The organism is Streptococcus oralis (genome assembly GCF_019929345.1).
Lineage (GTDB): Bacteria > Bacillota > Bacilli > Lactobacillales > Streptococcaceae > Streptococcus.
Genome location: NZ_JAHZPJ010000001.1, coordinates 146988 through 164232 on the forward strand (window position 1 = coordinate 146988; position 17245 = coordinate 164232).

At 41.9% G+C, this 17245-nt stretch carries 15 protein-coding genes and 1 pseudogene; 3 read left to right on the forward strand and 13 right to left on the reverse strand.

Annotation, left to right across the window (positions count from 1 at the left end):
- Positions 1 to 33 precede the first annotated feature (33 nt).
- Complete coding sequence (gene sstT, locus K1I97_RS00715; protein WP_223331064.1) at positions 34 to 1245, forward strand: serine/threonine transporter SstT; 1212 nt, start codon at positions 34 to 36, stop codon at positions 1243 to 1245.
- 49 nt (positions 1246 to 1294) lie between these two features.
- Positions 1295 to 2248, forward strand: coding sequence for an aromatic acid exporter family protein (locus K1I97_RS00720; RefSeq protein WP_223331063.1), 954 nt, complete (start codon positions 1295 to 1297; stop codon positions 2246 to 2248).
- 101 nt (positions 2249 to 2349) lie between these two features.
- On the opposite strand, the gene K1I97_RS00725 is transcribed toward K1I97_RS00720, so the two are convergent.
- The 7 genes from K1I97_RS00725 to K1I97_RS00755 form a co-directional block, all read right to left on the reverse strand.
- Positions 2350 to 2892 (reverse strand): T6SS immunity protein Tdi1 domain-containing protein, encoded by a 543-nt coding sequence (locus K1I97_RS00725; RefSeq protein ID WP_223331062.1) that lies wholly within the window; start codon positions 2890 to 2892, stop codon positions 2350 to 2352.
- A 3-nt stretch (positions 2893 to 2895) separates the two neighbouring features.
- On the reverse strand, positions 2896 to 3372 hold the full coding sequence (locus K1I97_RS00730; RefSeq protein ID WP_223331061.1) for a hypothetical protein: 477 nt from the start codon (positions 3370 to 3372) through the stop codon (positions 2896 to 2898).
- A 218-nt stretch (positions 3373 to 3590) separates the two neighbouring features.
- The gene (locus K1I97_RS00735) at positions 3591 to 4196 is read right to left on the reverse strand and encodes an immunity protein Imm33 domain-containing protein (RefSeq protein ID WP_223331060.1); all 606 of its coding nucleotides are present in this window, start codon (positions 4194 to 4196) and stop codon (positions 3591 to 3593) included.
- The gene (locus K1I97_RS00740) at positions 4180 to 4980 is read right to left on the reverse strand and encodes a hypothetical protein (RefSeq protein WP_223331059.1); all 801 of its coding nucleotides are present in this window, start codon (positions 4978 to 4980) and stop codon (positions 4180 to 4182) included. Before K1I97_RS00740 ends, K1I97_RS00735 begins: the two co-directional genes overlap by 17 nt.
- Before the next feature lie 245 nt (positions 4981 to 5225).
- Positions 5226 to 5924: a PoNe immunity protein domain-containing protein gene (locus K1I97_RS00745; RefSeq protein ID WP_317628029.1), complete on the reverse strand. Its 699-nt coding sequence runs from the start codon at positions 5922 to 5924 to the stop codon at positions 5226 to 5228.
- 414 nt (positions 5925 to 6338) lie between these two features.
- Positions 6339 to 7028 (reverse strand): PoNe immunity protein domain-containing protein, encoded by a 690-nt coding sequence (locus K1I97_RS00750; RefSeq protein WP_223331057.1) that lies wholly within the window; start codon positions 7026 to 7028, stop codon positions 6339 to 6341.
- 8 nt (positions 7029 to 7036) lie between these two features.
- Entirely contained in the window at positions 7037 to 7264 is a 228-nt protein-coding gene (locus tag K1I97_RS00755) for a hypothetical protein (protein WP_223331056.1), read from the reverse strand.
- A gap of 342 nt (positions 7265 to 7606) precedes the next feature.
- On the opposite strand from K1I97_RS00755, the pseudogene K1I97_RS00760 reads away from it, so the two are divergent.
- Positions 7607 to 7781, forward strand: a pseudogene (locus K1I97_RS00760) (IS3 family transposase); the annotation flags it as partial.
- 42 nt (positions 7782 to 7823) lie between these two features.
- Here K1I97_RS00760 and K1I97_RS00765 read toward each other — a convergent pair.
- From K1I97_RS00765 to K1I97_RS00790, 6 genes are all read right to left on the reverse strand, one after another.
- Positions 7824 to 10943: an SIALI-17 repeat-containing surface protein gene (locus K1I97_RS00765; RefSeq protein WP_223331171.1), complete on the reverse strand. Its 3120-nt coding sequence runs from the start codon at positions 10941 to 10943 to the stop codon at positions 7824 to 7826.
- Positions 10944 to 11274: 331 nt separating this feature from the next.
- A complete protein-coding gene (locus K1I97_RS00770) occupies positions 11275 to 12255 on the reverse strand; it encodes an acetylxylan esterase (protein ID WP_223331055.1) in 981 nt (326 codons plus the stop codon).
- Positions 12256 to 12679: 424 nt separating this feature from the next.
- Positions 12680 to 14722, reverse strand: coding sequence for an ATP-dependent DNA helicase RecG (gene recG / locus K1I97_RS00775; RefSeq protein WP_317628031.1), 2043 nt, complete (start codon positions 14720 to 14722; stop codon positions 12680 to 12682).
- Positions 14713 to 15816: an alanine racemase gene (alr, locus tag K1I97_RS00780; protein WP_223331053.1), complete on the reverse strand. Its 1104-nt coding sequence runs from the start codon at positions 15814 to 15816 to the stop codon at positions 14713 to 14715. The genes recG and alr overlap by 10 nt, the downstream gene beginning before the upstream one ends.
- Positions 15806 to 16168: a holo-ACP synthase gene (gene acpS / locus K1I97_RS00785; protein WP_223331170.1), complete on the reverse strand. Its 363-nt coding sequence runs from the start codon at positions 16166 to 16168 to the stop codon at positions 15806 to 15808. Before acpS ends, alr begins: the two co-directional genes overlap by 11 nt.
- 45 nt (positions 16169 to 16213) lie before the next feature.
- Positions 16214 to 17245, reverse strand: coding sequence for a 3-deoxy-7-phosphoheptulonate synthase (locus tag K1I97_RS00790; RefSeq protein WP_223331052.1), 1032 nt, complete (start codon positions 17243 to 17245; stop codon positions 16214 to 16216).

The following is a 17245-nucleotide window of genomic DNA, read 5'->3' on the forward strand; positions in this document are numbered from 1 at the left end:
TAATTATAAACAATACATTTGAAGGAGACTGCTATGAAACGAATCATTAGAGCCTGGACCAAGGCAAGCCTCATCAAACGAATCCTTATTGGAATGATTTTGGGAGCTACATTAGGGATGCTCTTTCCAAACCTTACAGGAATTGGCCTACTCGGAGACCTCTTTGTAGGCGGACTGAAAGCCATCGCTCCTATTTTGGTTTTTGCCCTTGTTGCCAATGCCCTTTCCCAACACCAAAAGGGGCAAAATACCAATATGAAGACTGTTATTTTCCTATACTTGCTAGGAACCTTTGCTGCTGCATTGGTGGCCGTTCTAGCTAGTTTCTTACTGCCTGTGCAAATCACCCTGACCAGTGCAAATACAGAAGTTGCTGCTCCTGACGGTATCGGTCAAGTCCTCAGTAATCTCTTGCTCAAACTGGTGGACAATCCCTTAAATGCCATTGTTGAAGCCAATTATATCGGGATTCTCTCTTGGGCAGTCATCTTTGGCTTGGCTATGAGAGAAGCAAGTAAACACAGCAAAGAATTACTGAGAACCATGGCAGATGTCACCTCTAAAATCGTGGAATGGATTATCAATCTAGCACCTTTTGGGATTTTAGGCTTGGTTTTCAAGACCATCTCCGACAAGGGCATTGTCAGTCTGGCTAACTACGGTGTTCTCCTAGGACTCTTGATTGCTACCATGGCCTTTGTAGCTCTCGTCATCAACCCGCTCATCGCTTTTCTCTTTATGAGGAAAAATCCCTATCCCCTTGTTTTAAAATGCCTACGTGTCAGTGGTATTACAGCCTTTTTCACTCGTAGCTCTGCCGCCAATATCCCTGTCAATATGAAACTCTGTCAAGACCTGGGACTGAATCCTGACACCTACTCTGTCTCCATCCCGCTTGGTTCGACCATCAACATGGCTGGCGCTGCCGTTACCATTAACATCCTGACCCTGGCTGCTGTCAATACACTCGGAATCTCGGTAGACTTTGGGACAGCATTTGTGCTCAGTGTCGTGGCTGCCATTTCTGCCTGCGGAGCTTCTGGAATCGCTGGAGGATCGCTTCTCCTCATTCCTGTCGCTTGTAGCCTCTTTGGGATTTCCAACGACTTGGCTATGCAGGTTGTCGGAGTCGGTTTTGTGATTGGGGTCGTTCAAGACTCCTGCGAAACAGCCCTGAACTCTTCAACAGATGTCCTCTTTACAGCCGTTGCCGAGTATGCTACAAACCGAAAACTTCGCCCCTAGTCTCTGACTCCTCGTTAAACACTTGACTCTATTAGTTTAGGAAATTTTCATGTCCCTCACTCAACGTACGACAAAACTGATCTTAGCGACCTGTCTCGCTTGTTTTCTCGCTTATTTTTTAGATCTATCATCAGCAGTTTCAGCTGGAATTATCGCTCTCTTAAGCCTCTCCGACACGCGCAGAAGCACGCTGAAATTAGCACGTAACCGCCTCTTTTCCATGCTCCTAGCGCTCGTCATCGGTGTTCTAGCCTTTCAGCTGACAGGCTTTCACATCTGGAGTTTGGGCCTCTATCTGGCTCTCTATGTCCCTCTTGCTTACAAAATGGGTTGGGAAATCGGCATCACCCCTAGCAGTGTCTTGGTCAGCCATCTCTTGGTACAGGAGTCTACTTCCCCAGCCCTCCTACTCAATGAAGTGCTCCTCTTTCTCATCGGGACAAGCTTTGCTCTATTGGTCAACCTTTATATGCCCTCTCGTGAGAAAGCCATCCAAAGCTACCACCTTCAGGTCGAAGAAAAGTTAAAAGACATCCTGCTTCGCTTTAAATACTATCTGTCAAGAGGAGACGGACGCAACCAAGCCCAACTCGTTGATGAATTAGATGTGCTACTCGATGAAGCCCTCAAGCTTGTCTATTTGGACCACTCGGATCACCTCTTTCACCAGACAGACTACCACATCCACTACTTTGAGATGAGGCAGAGGCAAAGTCGCATCCTGCGAAATATGGCCCAGCAGATCAATACCTGTCACCTGGCCGCAAGTGAGAGTTTGATTTTAGCCCAGCTCTTTTCTAAGATTGCTGCCCAGCTAAGCCAGACCAATCCTGCTCATGACCTACTTGATGACATCGAACGCTATCTGCAAGTCTTCCGCAATCGGAGTCTCCCTAAAACACGTGAGGAGTTTGAAACCCGTGCTACCCTCCTGCAACTACTACGCGAATCCGAAACCTTTATCCAAGTCAAGGTCGATTTTTACCAAAAATATGGAAACTAGAACGCAAAGAACCTCAGAGAATTCCTCTGAGGTTCTTTTGTTTTGCATTTGGAAGGAAAGTTCATCCTCTCGTACTGTTCTCAAAAAAGAAATAGCAACTCCTAGTCGTCCATCACGCCACCTGTCAGCTGGTACATGAGGTAAATGTGCTCCAAGGTTTTTACCTTATCCATATGATCCACATCTTTTACGCCTCCCAAAGCTAGTAAAGGAACAAAACCGAAACATTCATCGTAGGCTAATTGACCATGTTTGGCAACAGCTTTTTTGTAGAGTGGAATATCGAAATAATCGTCTTTGAAATCTTCATCATCAACATACTCTATGAAACGATCCATCCGCTTAATCATAATATCTAAATCCTGAATATTATATTGGACAATTCCCACGTAGGCGTTCTCTTCCCAAGTAATAATATCTCCAAATGCTGTTACAAACATAGGAAAAGCGACATCTCCTCTGAAATAACTATCTTGGAGAAGCTCAAGATAATCCTCTGGATTGATCACCTTCAAATAACCATCTAAAAAGGTTCCCAGACCATCTTCCTGCCAAATTTGTAGCAACTCCGCTGGAACTTGATTCTGGTATTTTTCAATCACTTCTTGGGGCATATCTGCCACTTTGACAAAATCTTTTAACATCTATTAATCCTCCGCCTCAATCTTCATAAAAGACTGTTTAAAGTCTTCGTACATCCCAAAAGCAACTTTCATGACATTTTCAAAGTCATCATAATTCGCAATCACTGGATCCATGATTTTATAATCCGGAGAGATGAGCCTCCTAGAAAACTCCATCAGTGGGGTCCCCAGTATAACTTTGTTTTGAGAGTCCTTAACAATCCATATCAATTCTACCAATCCTTTAAAGATACTAATATGGAATCCAAAAGTATAACCATTTTCTTTAAAAGGCTCAATATAAAAGAATTTTTCACGTCCATCAAATTTAGCTCTATACCCTAAATTTTCAAAAACATCAAATACCAACTCGCCTGTAATAATATTTAAGCGTTTGTCTTTAGGCGTTCTATCTAAACTAAATTTATCTGAAAGCTCCTTATAGCGCTCCACAAAATTTATAGCTTGCAAAGCCTGTTCAACCCTGCTGTCTAATTTCATCTGTCTACTCCTTTGTAAATCCTAGTTCAAATCTGTATTCTTTAGCAATTTCCTTATATTTTCAATCACTTCTTAGGGCAGTCTACTACTTTTACAAAGTTTTTCTAACATTTTTCTCCTTTTGAGTTCATAGACAAGACCATTAGATGCCATTCGTCATTTACTAGCTAGAAAATCTAAAATAGGTTGCTTTTCTTTCCCAAGCAAGTTGGGTAACTTTATGAAGCGGAAAAAATTTCTTCATCTTGTTCATTCAGAATCGCCTGAATATCTCCACCATTAACTACTACTAGGTAGTCCGCAGGTAGAATCAAAGTTTTTATTAGTTTTGGATTCTTTTTCAATATTTCAAAAGCATACATAGCAACAAAATCATCTGTATCTTGATTTTGATAGCCAACAAACCATCCCGAATCACCTTTTCGATCAGTATCTTGTCTCTGCAAATAGTAATGTTCACACTCAAAGACACCTTTAGCCAACACTATTTTCTCATCAAATCTGATTTCAGAAACTTCAATCTTAATCTCTTTAGCTAGTGTACTTTGTTCAGACTGAATCCAAAGAGCCAAGGTCAAATCATCAGTAAACTCTTTAAAAGGATTTGTTTCATAGTTGACTGACACTATCCTAAATTGGTCCATGTTCAATTGAGCAAGTTTATATATGCTGAAACCGATTTGTATTAGCAGGCCATCTTGTATTCGTTCCTTCGAGGGCAGTACATTCACAACTTTGAGCCATTCCTCAAAAAGACCTTCAGAGAATGTCCCGTAAAAGATCAAACCATTCTTCTCTACTTTTGTATCAAGCACTTCCGTCATTTTTCAACCTCCTGAAAATTTCATTTTGTAGCTTAGTTCTAGCTTCACGCTCCAAAGCTATCATTTTTTCTCTTATCTCAGCCGGAATATCTCCTAATTTGGAATGCCCCTGCCAATCACTCCAAGTTTTAGACCCTTTGGAACTATTGGTAGGTTTACCTAATCCCATAAAATTATCCTCAAGATTCAAAACCTCTACCTTATCAACATCAGATAGAGGAGCAAATCCATCCATTTCGGTAATTTCTTTCATAGAGACAATATGGTCTGCTTCGAGGGTTTCAACTGGATAACCATAAATTGGATCAAATTTTTCTCCATCAATATTATTGACATGATCGCGTATCTCTTGACTTGGTGTTTTCTTGCGAAGCGAATTATATTCTTTTTTTGAAATTCCTTTAGAAGTACTCGCAGCATCATCACTATGCTTAGATAGTTGTTCACTAGCTTCCTTGCTGAACTCTCGGCCGACCTTCCGGCCGCTCTGCTCGCTTGCATCGCCATAAAGATCCCGAAGTATACTCTGATACTCCGCACTCTCACCCGTACTCTGGTAGAGTCGAGCTGTATGCTTGCCAATGTCCTCTCCATAACGGAAGTCATCCAACCCCACAGGGGAGAGCTTCTTGAGACTAAAGTCATCCCAAAGATTCCCCAAACGACTTCTAAAGAAGTCCTTGGTCGCACCGTAGCTCTCCCGTGCTAGTGTGCTCAGATAGTTGTCAGACAACATCGTACGAGCTTGTTTTATATAAGATAGACCCTTTTCAATCTTGGGCACCTGTGACAATCGGCTAATCAGCTTGCTCTTGCCGGCTATCTTGGCTAACTTAGCAGGACCAATAAATGAAACGATTTCACTGATGATTTCACCTGTAGCCTGTCCACTTTTGTAGCCTTAAAATTGACTAACTAGATTGATTTTATCATGAAGATGTTTGATTGGAAATCATGAACAAATTCAATTTATTATATCATACAAACGCAGAATGTAAAAACCGCCCAAAAGGGCGGTCAAATTAGATATTATCTATCTTCCTGAACCAAGAGATCATAAGGGAAGAAATCCAAATCTTTGAGACGTTCATCATAGATACCACGCATCTTGCAAAGGGCAGCAGTATCAAAACTCCAGTAACCATAATAGGCATCCTCTGTCTTATGTGTGTCATACCATGATGCTTCTGAGTGGGCATAGTACCAGAACTTCTGTGCTTCAATGACACTATCTGCATCATTCCCAATCATATTCAGGTATTCCAAATGCGAGTGGAAATTCTCAACTTCGCCCTTTAATAAGTAAAGAGCAAGTGTTTCGATGTAGCCGTCCTCATACTGCTCGCCTGAATCTACGAAGGACTGATACTTACTAAAGATTTTCTCAACATCTTCGATAAATTCCTCTTTGCGGTCTTCGAACAGAACAGCAAGAGATAGGTAATCAATTAATGTGTAAATACTCCCTCTAGTTTGATAGTATTTCTGATAATAATTGAGACTAATTTTAAACCATTTAAATACTTCATCTAATGAATGTCCTAGGGAATAACACATAGATACTAGTTCTCTAGTATAGAGAGATTGGGAAGAATAGTATCTATTTATGTATTGCGGTAAAACACGGGACTTATAAGTACCTAATTCTCTTCTCTTAAACGCCTCAATATTGAAATGATAAACTTCATTAAAGTAATCTTCATCTTTATATTTGTCTCTAAACATCATATTCCTCACTTCATTGATCTCACCATTCTTTTTAACATTAAATTAAATAGATATTTTTGAACATCTCCGATATATTCAGTTTCACGAATAGTTTCCGCAAGATCTAGACCCACAGCTTTCTCTAACCTATTTCTTACCCAAGACTTACTCATCTGTTTCCCATCTTTAGTTTTACCAAGTCTAGCTTTATTATACTTAGCTTCAGCGATAATATATGGCGGATTCCCATTTGGATTGTAGTAAACACCATCAATTCCCTAATGGCCAGCATCACCCAACCCCGTTACTATGTTCTTGCTGATACGCTCATAACCAAACTGACGATAGTAACTCTATAATTTTAGTATACCACAAACCTATATACCAGCGTTTGCCAAACCACAAAAAACCGCCCAAAAGGGCGGTCAACTTATATTATTTATCTTTCTGAACCAATAGGTCGTATGGGAAAAAATCCAAATCCTTGAAACGTTCATCATAGATACCACGCATCTTGCAAAGGGCAGCGGTATCAAAACTCCAGTAACCATAATAGGCATCCTCTGTCTTATGCGTGTCATACCATGAAGCTTCTGAGTGGGCATAGTACCAGAACTTCTGCGCTTCAATGACACTATCTGCATCATTCCCAATCATATTCAGGTATTCCAAATGCGAGTGGAAATTCTCAACATCGCCCTTTAATAAGTAAAGAGCAAGTGTTTCGATGTAGCCGTCCTCATACTGCTCGCCTGAATCTACGAAGGACTGATACTTACTAAAGATTTTCTCAACATCTTCGATAAATTCTTCTTTGCGGTCTTCGAACAGAACAGCTAATGAGAGGTAATCAATTAGAGTATAAATACTCCCTTTGGTTTGATAGTATTTTTGATAATAATTGAGACTAATTTTAAACCACTTAAATACTTCATCTAATGAATATCCTAGGGAATAATTAATGGTCAATAGCTTTTCGGAATAACCAGATTGAATCAAATAAAATCTACTCATTCTATTATCCTGTATCTCTGATGCCATCTCCTCAAAATCATAAAAAACTTCACTATTAAATTCTAATCTTTTAATAAAATAATCTTTATTTTTAAATTTATCTCTAAACATCCTATTCCTCACTTCATTTTCTTAGCCATAGCATCTTGAATTGCAGCCAAATGTTCTTCACTTACTACTCTATCCAAAAGATTATTGATCCATTCAAGATCCATCTGGTCCATTCCATCCGCTAAGCCTTTACTCAATTTTGCTTTATTATACTTAGCCTCCGAAACGATGTATGGTGGGTGGCCATTAGGATTATAGTAAACATCATCAAGCCCCTGATGACCAGCATCACCCAATCCCGTTACTATGTCCTTGCTGAGACGCTCATAATTGAACTGACGATAGTAACTCTATAATTTTAGTATACCACAAACCTATATACCAGCGTTTGCCAAACCAAAAAAGACCATCATAAAATGAATCATGCTCTCAAAGTTAGATTTTTCTATCTAACTTTTGAGGGACTTTGTTACGAAAGCAACTTACGAGAACAAGGGTAAAACTTCAAACGGCTTTCAAATAGATTGGGCATATGTGTTTCTGGTCTTACATACATGATGAGTCTGATTGAATATTATAGATTAGAGATTGTTAAAAGGAGGAAGAACCACTATTACTCTACTAGATCAAAGCAAAAAATGATTGAGAAAGATTTTGGCATTTTAAAATCAGGGATGTTTTATGATTTTGAAAAGGATTCAGCTTCTCAAAAAAATTAAAAAGACGATTGCCAACTACATTGATTACTACAATAACAAACGAATCAAAGTAAAACTAAAAGGACCTAGTCCTGTGCAATACAGAACTAAATCCTTTCAATCATTATTTGTCCAACTTTTGGGGGTCAGTTCACTCTTACTGTTCTCTCTTTTTCCCTAGTGCAAACAAGCCAAGGAAGAAAGCTGTTAGTCCTAGTGAAGCTAGGAAGCCACTCTCCTTGTTCCCTGTTTCAGGAAGTGTCTGCTGAGCAAGAGGAGCTTTGTAAGTATAATCTTCTGCAGCAAGACTTACAAGCGAATTTGCTCCCTTATATTCTGCAATTTCATGCACAGCTGCCTCAGTGCCATTCACACCACCTTTGTACTCTGGTACTTCATGGACTGCGGCCTCAACAGCATTAACCCCGCCTGTAAATTCTGGTTTTTCAACTGTTGGTGCTGGTTCCTCACCTGCTGTACCTAATGGACCTGTATACTCTGGAATTTCATGAACAGCTGCCTCTTCACCATTTACACCGCCTGTGAATTCTGGAACTTCATGAACCGCGGCTTCACTTCCGTTCATTCCATTCGAAAGCTTAGTGCCCGCTACAGAGACTGGTAAATTATGCATACTTTCAATTGCACCTTCTGCCAGACCTGTAACTTTTTGACCCATATCCTCTGAATCTATTGTAAATAGGAGGGTTTTTGTGTCATACTGGGTCATGAAGCGTGCTGTTTTACCGTTTGCCAATTGAAGGGTTGGTGCCTTGTTGACCAATACTTCCGAATCAAACTCCATAGCAAGGATGCCTGGCCATTTTTCAATCGCATATTTCACTTTTGCTTCTTTAGGAGAAATCCAATCCTTGGCTAAGAAATCCCAGTTGAATTTCTTGAAGGAGAGTGTATATGGAACACCTCCAGGAGCATGGTGTTCATATAAAAGCCCAAATTCATCTGGCCCTATCTGTTGAAGTGAGTTATAAGCATACTCGCCTTCTTGAATCAAATGGTGGTGTAACCAAGTCAACTGGCCATCTTCTTCTACACGAGCCACTCGAATATAACCATTTTTACGACCTGGACCGTTCGCATTTGCCAAGAGAATATACTCTTTACCATTTTGAACCGTATGAGTCGCAGCCATTTGAACATAAACATCTGGTACATCGTAGCGATCAACGTTATTGTCCCAAGTGAGACCACCGTCATGACTGGTTGCAACCTGTAAATCTCCTGTCAATCCACGCATAAAGAGTTTGAGATCTCCATTGTTTAACTGAACAACAGAAGCCTCCGTATTTTGAGCATAATAATTGCTCATGGTGCTTGAATCAATCACTGTGCCATCATAAAGTTTGCGATTGTCGTTGACACCACCACCCATATGCCAAGTCTTACCATGGTCGTCTGAGTAGATGATTCGAGATGATTGGGAACCATTGAGGTGGTTAGCTCGGTTGGTCGTATAGACTGGAACTACGATTCGACCTTTATGCGGTCCAGTACGAAGGGTTATCCCCACACCAGGCCCTACACCCAAGAATTTCATCCAATCGGCTTTGACCATCGGAGTGATATCTTGAGGTGCTGACCAGGTCTTCCCGTCGTCATCACTGTAGGACATCCATAGATAACTATCCTTAGCAATTCTAAATGGAGAAGTTTTGTTTGTTGTGAAGTAAATATTGCCTAGTAGCTGGTCACCCTTGTATAGATCACCCTTGTCGCTATAGGCCGGTTTTACAGGATCTACAACAACGCGGTAGTCCGTCGCCTTGCCATCTGGTGTGTAGACAGTACCATTTTCTCGAATGGTATAAGCTTCCTTTTCTCCTTCACGATAGAGGATTTGATAGGTTTTGCCATTGATTTCTTTGTAGGCTTCTTCTTTTTGCGAAGACATACCAAAGATTCCTTTTCCTTCTGGGAACATGTCATAAATGGCAAAGATGCGTTTGGTTTCAGGATCTTGAGTCAAGGTCATGTCGATGTTCACTGGTGAACCGATCGATGGATCAGAGGCCTTTGGGTTGTCACGTAAGTTGGTAATGGTTACTCGGTCTCCCCAAGTTTTACCATTGTCTTCACTACGTCTGATAACCATACCGATATCACCCCAGTCACTCGAATGAAGACGGCGTTCATCTGCACCTGCAATGAGAGTTCCTTTATCCGTCTTGAGAAGAGCTGGAATGCGATAACTCTTGATTCCATCTTTATTTGGTTGGTTGTTCATTCCGCCTTCAAAGACGTCTTCTTTCTCTGAGATTTTCGCACCCTCAGGAAGTTTCTTCTCCAAATCACCTCTTTCAAATAGTTGACTTCTCGTTTGAACTTCTTCTGGGCTTAAGGCACGATTATAGACGGTTAGGTTTCGAACTTGTAGATTGCTTCCCCAAACTGTATTGCTAGCACGCTTGGTTGCTCCAATTTGAGCATGCGTTACATCTGGCATATCTTTGATGAAGTTGCCTGATTTCAGACTTGTTCGAGATAAAACACCGTTCACATAGAGACGCACTCGGCCATTTGGTAATTCTGCTGTCGGTTTTTCAACTGTGAAAGTCACTGAATTCCACTGGCCAGGACGTACTTGTAAAGGAGCATCCGTATATTTATCATAGAATTGCTCCCCTTTGGCACCGCGCCCCTCAATCAGAGCTACTTGATTGTAGACTGCCATAGTGAAGTACTCATCTTTTTTAGTAGCACTTGACACAGAAAAGAGATTGTAGAATGCTGGAGCTTTGGCATCTGGCTTAAACTCCATGTGGACTGTTGCGTTTTCAAGTTTCTTTAACTTTTCTAATTCGCTTGAAAGATCAACTCTCTGACCATTTGAAGCATTAGTTTCAACATCTTCTTTTTCTAGGACTGGAGTGGCATTCTGTAAATCCCTTGAATAATAATCACGAGGAATAGCATTCGAGTCTGTTGATTTTTCCTCTTCCTTTAGGGCTGTTTCCGTTGCATTTGCTATCTTTGCTTCTACCTGCTTCTTGAGCTTATCTTGATCTAGTTCAGTCCCAACTGCGTTCTTATCAGCATCAGATACATTTGCTACCACGGCTTCTTTAGGCACCTCTTCTGATGATTGGTCTTTGCCTTTTTCTACATTTTCAGTACTTGGTGCTACTGCATTTCCCTGTTCTTGGGCTAAAACTGGCGAAACTCCAATCACAACTGTTCCAATTAGTACAGAAGCTGTCCCAACTGCAAATTTCCGAATGCCATATCGTCGTTTTCGATCAAAATCCCTATACTTCATTTTTTTACCTTTCATATTCTCCATAAATAAAGCGCTTTCTTTTTTTCTTAAAATTTTTAGTTCCTCCAACTAAACAAGTAAAAAGAAAATAACCGACTGAATGAGACCTCCCATTCTTCAAACGTCCACTGCTCTTACTCTCTGACCAAACAGCGGAAAATTTCCTCCTTTCGCATAATGTCTTTCCCTTATTATACAATAAACTCTGAACTTTATAGCTAAATTGATATAGAATAGATTCCACTTTTAAAACTATTTTAATATTTTGAATTTCCTAAAAGTACTTTCAGGATTTTGATATAAAAAGAGAGCTCGCGAGCTCTCTTATTCATTATCTTACGTACTTAAAAGAAATCTCACTGCCACAGAGCCAGTTATAAACTTGGTCATTGACAAAAACATTCATGGCTTCGTGAGCATACTCTGGCATGATGCGATAGGCCTTATCGCAAGTTAAACGGTTGTAAATCGCAAACTGGGTAATAGGGTAGCAGACGTCGTCATCCAAGCCCGTAATCATCTTGACCTCACCTTTAATACGATGGGCAAGATTTTTCACATCGATATAGGCAAGAGTCGCCATGATTTCCTCCTCTGTTTCATGGAAAGGATCGTGGAACTTGAAATAACGGAAGAGTTCATCATAGGCTTCACTGGTATTGCCAATCTCAAGCACTCGTCTAAAATCAGACAAGAAGGGATAGATGGCAACTGTTTTCTGAATCCGAGGATTAAGCGCTGCTGCAACTAATGCTAGAGCTCCTCCTTGTGAGGCACCATAGCTAGAAAGTCGCTTCTCATCCACCTGAGGTAGACTAGCAACAATTTCAACCAACTGGTAAATATCCAGATAAACATCCTTATAAAAGAGATGTTCACGACCATCCACAGCACCACGGATGATATGCCCCTTCACCGTATTTCCTAGTGGAGAGCGCAAGCCATCTTGCGAATAGCCCGACTGGCCTCGAACGTCCATAGAAACAACGCCGTAACCAGCTACAGTATAGGCCAGCATGTCGGCCCAGTCCCAACCACGTCCCATATAGCCATGAAAGTGGAAGATTAACGGAACTTTACCTTCACTCTTTGGAAGGACGACACGCGCATAAACCTTGCCTTCATTGGTTCCTTCAAAAGTGAGCTCATAGCACTTGGCTTGAGGAATATGGAAATCTCTTTCCTCCAACTGGTAGGCTGGAAGAGATGAAACTTTTTTGAGTTCCTCATCCCAGAAAGCATCAAAATCTTCTGGAACCTCATCCCGTCCTTTATAAGTCTTAATTTCTTCTAACAAAGCTGGATTTTTCATAGCATACTCCTTTTATTTTGTAATCGCTATCACAACTGTAGCATATCTAGGAAAGCAATGCAAGAAAGAATGGTAAATAGAAAGTGATTTTAGATTCTCTAACTTCAAACAGAGCACCTGAAAGTAGTTTTAAAAATAAAAAGAGCGTTTCCGCTCTTTGTGTATCAATAGGTGCTAGCTCCTTTCTCTTGTTTGACAGTTTGAAACTTCTTTTGGTAGGTTACTTTAATAGTCATGAGAAAGTCCTCGTTTCTTTTTTGTTGACACTATTATAAGAAATAATCCTAAAAGCTAGCTTAAGTTTTCCTTAGAGAAAGCTTATACTCAATGAAAATCAAAGAGCAAACTAGGAAACTAGCCGCAGGCTGTACTTGAGTACGGCAAGGCGACGTTGACGTGGTTTGAATTTGATTTTCGAAGAGTATTAATCTAGATGTTCTTTCTTTTCCAGATGGAGAGCAATCATCCGCCATTCTGGATCCTCTTTCCAACCTTCCATAGAACTAATGTAGCTGGCAACCTTCCTCGCTTCTTCTAAAATCGGAAAATCTTCGATAATATCAGCCACTTGAAACTCTGGAAGTCCTGACTGTCTAGTTCCAAAAATCTCACCGGAACCGCGCATTTTCAAATCCTCTTCAGCAAGGACAAATCCATTAGTCGTTTCTGTCATGATGCGCATGCGGTCTTTCCCTGACTCAGTCTTGGGATTGGCAACGAGAACAGCATAGGACTGCTTGTTCCCCCGACCAACACGACCTCTGAGCTGGTGAAGCTGACTGAGACCGAACCGATCGGCATCCATGATGATCATGACGGTCGCATTTGGAACATTAACCCCAACCTCGATAACCGTCGTCGAAACCAGAATATTCGTTTTTCTCTCTTTGAATTCCTGCATAATCTGATCTTTTTCGTCACTCTTCATCTTACCGTGTAGAAGAGCTACTTCAGCCTTGCCAGCAAAATGAGCTGTCAACTCCTCAGATAAGGCAACGGCATTTTTCAGGTCCAGAGCTTCAGATTCTTCAATCAAGGGAGAGATGACGTAGGCTTGAGAACCTTTTTGAATTTCTCCCTCTAACCAAGTCAAGACCTGAGGCAGCTGCTCATGCTTAATCCAGCGAGTCACAATAGGTTTTCGTCCTGCTGGCATCTGGTCAATAATAGAAACATCCATATCCCCAAAGGCTGTGATAGCCAGCGTCCGAGGAATCGGTGTCGCTGTCATCATGAGAACGTCAGGATTATCTCCTTTTTCTCGCAGAATACGCCTTTGCCCCACACCAAAACGGTGCTGCTCATCGATGATAATCAAGCCAAGACGAGCATAATCCACTCCATCTTGTATCAAAGCATGAGTCCCGATAATAAAGTCGGCCTCACCCTTGGCAATGGTCTCCAAGACTTCTCTTTTTTCTGCAGCTTTTAAGGAAGCTGTCAAGAGAGCGAGTTTCAAGTTCGGAAAAAGACCCTTCAAACTCTCAAAGTGTTGCTCTGCTAGGATTTCTGTTGGCACCATGAGAGCTGCCTGATAGCCAGCCGTCACCGTCGCAAACATGGCCAGGCCAGCAACCACCGTCTTTCCGCTCCCTACATCCCCTTGTAAGAGACGATTCATGTGGTGGTCGGACTTCATGTCAGTTAAAATTTCCTGCAAACTCTTTTCCTGAGCTTGGGTCAGGGCAAAAGGAAGACTTTCTTTAACGGCTGTCACTTTTTCCTGGGACCAATTCAGAACCAGACCACTTCCTTGAACTCTATTTTCAGACTTGAGCGACTGCAACTGCATCTGAAAATAAAAGAGTTCCTCAAACTTAATACGGCGAAGGGCCTGCTTGTATTCTGCCAAATCCTTAGGAAAATGCATGGCACGGACTGCCTGACAACGAGACATGAGTTTGTATTTGTCCAGCAAAGACTGGGGAAGATTTTCCTCTATCAAGAGATCCAATCCCTGATCAAAGGCCGTCTTAATGACCTTGACCAGACTGGCTTGACTAATTCCCTGAGCCAATCGATAGACAGGTTGGAGGTCATCCTCCACCTGAGCCAGGACCTTCATCCCAGTCAGACTGGCTTTGGCACGGTCCCATTTTCCAAAAACGGCTAGAGTTGCGCCTAGTTCAATCTTGTCAGCTAAGTAGGGTTGGTTAAAGAAATTCACCGCAAAAACGACTTCTCCCTGCTTGAGACTAAAACGCAGGCGATTGCGCTTGAAACCATAATACTGGACACTGGCAGGAGTCACGACTTGACCAGACAGAACCGCCTTCTCCCCATCTTCCAATTCCAGTACCTGCTTGGTCTTAAAGTCTTCATAACGGAAAGGAAAGTAGAGCAAGAGGTCTTGCAAGTTTTCAATTCCTAGTTTGGCGTATTTTTCTGCTGACTTTGGCCCCACACCAGGTAAGACATGCAAGGGTTGATGTAGATTCATGCTCCACTCCTTTCTTTTTAATAATATTCTCTCGGAATGCGGTCGCTGAGGAGGCAAACCACTTCATAGTTAATGGTTCCACGGTAGGTCGCTACCTGAGTTGCTGTGATTTCCTTGTCACCGTTTGTGCCGATCAAGGTTACTTTTGTGCCTAGCGGGTAAACCTTAGGCAAACGAATGGTAATTTGGTCCATAGATACTCGTCCGACGATTGGGCAAGCTTGGCCATCTACCAAGACAGTGAAATTCTGCATATCACGTGTCCAACCATCCGCATAACCGATTGGCACCGTCGCAATGACTTGCTCACTATCTGCCTGATAGGTGGCTCCATAGCCCATGCAAGCTCCAGCTGAAACTGTCTTGACATGAACTAGAGCAGATTCCAAGGTCAAGGCTGGAGTCAAGGCATAAGGCAAGTCCAAAACCTCTCCACTTGGATTGAGACCATACATGGCATCTCCCATACGGATTGCATTGAAAATAGTCTCTGCATGCCAGAGGGTCGTTGCCGAGTTGCTGGCATGAACCAGCTCTGGAACTGCCTTCATACTTGCCAAAATAGATTTAAATCGTTCTAACTGCTTATTAAAATAGGCATCTGATTCCTCATCTGCAGTCGCAAAGTGGGTAAAAATCCCTTCAATGCGAGCGCCATGTTGTTGGAGCAAGTCTTGAGCCAGATCAGCTTCACTGGCATCTCTAAAACCAATCCGTCCCATTCCTGAGTCAATCTTGAGATGGACAGTCAAGCCAGTTAAATCTGCTTCCTTGTTTAACAGCGCTTGAATCCATTCCAGTCCAGCCACTGTCAAGGTGATATCGTATTCTTTAGCTAGAGCAACAGCTTCTAGCTCAGAAACTCCTAAGATGAGGATTTTCTTGTTTATACCTGCTTGACGCAACTCGATGGCTTCATCGATATTGGAAACGCAAAATCCATCAACATCATTTTGAATAGCCTTGGCAACGGCTACTGCCCCATGTCCATAGGCATTGGCCTTGACCACTGCCCACTTGAGCGTTCCTTCAGGGATATGAGCCCCCATTTGCTGGATATTTTTTCGAATAGCTCCTAGATATATCAGAGCCTTGGTTGGTCTATGTGGACTAGCTTTCATGATTTTCCTCCAAAATGACACTTGCTGTCACAAACTGATCTGTATGGCTGATCGACAGCCAAATCTTTCCTGAAAATGGCGACTGACTAAAATAGGGAGCCCCTCTTTCATTGTTCAAAACTTCCAAATCCTGAAAGGTCAGTTTGCCAATCCCAGTTCCCAGAGCCTTGGAAAAGGCTTCTTTAGCCGACCAGCGACCAGCCAAGTATTCAATCTGTCTGCGCCCTTTGAGACTAGCAAAACGCTCCATTTCCTTAGTTGTTAGCACCCGCTTGGCAAAGCCTGTGTGCCGTGTAACTGCGCTTTTTATCGAAGCCAATTCTTCGATGTCAATTCCATGTCCAACTATCATTTTCATCAAAAGGAGTTGAGATTCCCCCAACTCCATCCTTTTCACTTATTTTGTTAAGGTAGTATAAATTTCTTCTACCAAGGCTACTGTATTTTCCCAACCTAGACAAGGGTCAGTAATAGAGCAACCAAAGACTTCTGGTTGGTTTTGGCGACCATCTGCTAGGTAAGATTCGATCATAAAGCCTCGAACCGTCTTTTTAATCTTTTCATTCCAGTCACGATTCAGCAAGGATTGGCGAACAATGCGAATTTGTTCCATATACTGCTTGCCTGAATTGTCATGATTGGTATCGATAATGATAAAGGGATTTTCAAGTCCCATGGTCTCATAGCGATTGATAGCATTTAAGAGGGTTTCATAGTAGAAATTGGATTCATTTTTGCCGTATTCGTTCATGGCACCACGAAGGATAACGTGGGCCAAGGGATTTCCTGAAGTTTCCACTTCTTGACCATGGTAAAGGAAGGTTTGCTTGTTTTGAGCTGCATAGATAGCATTAAACATAACTCCAAGGTTCCCAGATGTTGGATTTTTCATCCCAACCGGAGCATCAATCCCAGAGGCTACAAAGCGGTGTTCTTGATCTTCCACTGAACGAGCTCCAACAGCATGGTAGCTGACCAAATCATCGACCAAAACAAGATTTGACGGATAAAGCATCTCATCAGCTGTTGTCAAGCCCGTTTCGGTAATCACACGGTAGTGGAGCTGACGAACAGCCTGCAAACCATTGATGAGACTAGGCGCTTCGCTGGTATTTGGCTGATGAATCATGCCCTTATAGCCATCTCCATTGGTACGAGGTTTAGCCGTATAGACACGCATCACGATAAAAATTTTATCCGCAACTTTTTTCTGCAAGTCTGCTAAGCGACGAGCATATTCGAGCACTGCTTCTTCATTGTCTGAAGAGCAAGGTCCCATCACCAAAAGGATTCGATCGTCCTCACCCGAGATGATGGCTGCCAACTCTCTATCGCGGGCTTCTTTCTTTCGCAAGGCCTCAGCTGACAACTGGGTCGCAGCCTTGATTGCTTCAATATCAATTTCTTGACCTTTTTCGATAAATGCCAT

What these genes read in the sequence shown, in the direction of transcription:
- K1I97_RS00745 (WP_317628029.1), bottom strand. Translation starts at nt 5,924, where the DNA reads ATGATGTTTAGAGACAAATATAAAGATGAAGATTACTTTAATGAAGTT.
- K1I97_RS00790 (WP_223331052.1), bottom strand. Translation starts at nt 17,245, where the DNA reads ATGGCATTTATCGAAAAAGGTCAAGAAATTGATATTGAAGCAATCAAG.
- alr (WP_223331053.1), bottom strand. Translation starts at nt 15,816, where the DNA reads ATGAAAGCTAGTCCACATAGACCAACCAAGGCTCTGATATATCTAGGA.
- sstT (WP_223331064.1), top strand. Translation starts at nt 34, where the DNA reads ATGAAACGAATCATTAGAGCCTGGACCAAGGCAAGCCTCATCAAACGA.
- K1I97_RS00725 (WP_223331062.1), bottom strand. Translation starts at nt 2,892, where the DNA reads ATGTTAAAAGATTTTGTCAAAGTGGCAGATATGCCCCAAGAAGTGATT.
- K1I97_RS00770 (WP_223331055.1), bottom strand. Translation starts at nt 12,255, where the DNA reads ATGAAAAATCCAGCTTTGTTAGAAGAAATTAAGACTTATAAAGGACGG.
- K1I97_RS00720 (WP_223331063.1), top strand. Translation starts at nt 1,295, where the DNA reads ATGTCCCTCACTCAACGTACGACAAAACTGATCTTAGCGACCTGTCTC.
- acpS (WP_223331170.1), bottom strand. Translation starts at nt 16,168, where the DNA reads ATGATAGTTGGACATGGAATTGACATCGAAGAATTGGCTTCGATAAAA.
- K1I97_RS00730 (WP_223331061.1), bottom strand. Translation starts at nt 3,372, where the DNA reads ATGAAATTAGACAGCAGGGTTGAACAGGCTTTGCAAGCTATAAATTTT.
- K1I97_RS00735 (WP_223331060.1), bottom strand. Translation starts at nt 4,196, where the DNA reads ATGACGGAAGTGCTTGATACAAAAGTAGAGAAGAATGGTTTGATCTTT.
- K1I97_RS00765 (WP_223331171.1), bottom strand. Translation starts at nt 10,943, where the DNA reads ATGAAGTATAGGGATTTTGATCGAAAACGACGATATGGCATTCGGAAA.
- K1I97_RS00750 (WP_223331057.1), bottom strand. Translation starts at nt 7,028, where the DNA reads ATGTTTAGAGATAAATTTAAAAATAAAGATTATTTTATTAAAAGATTA.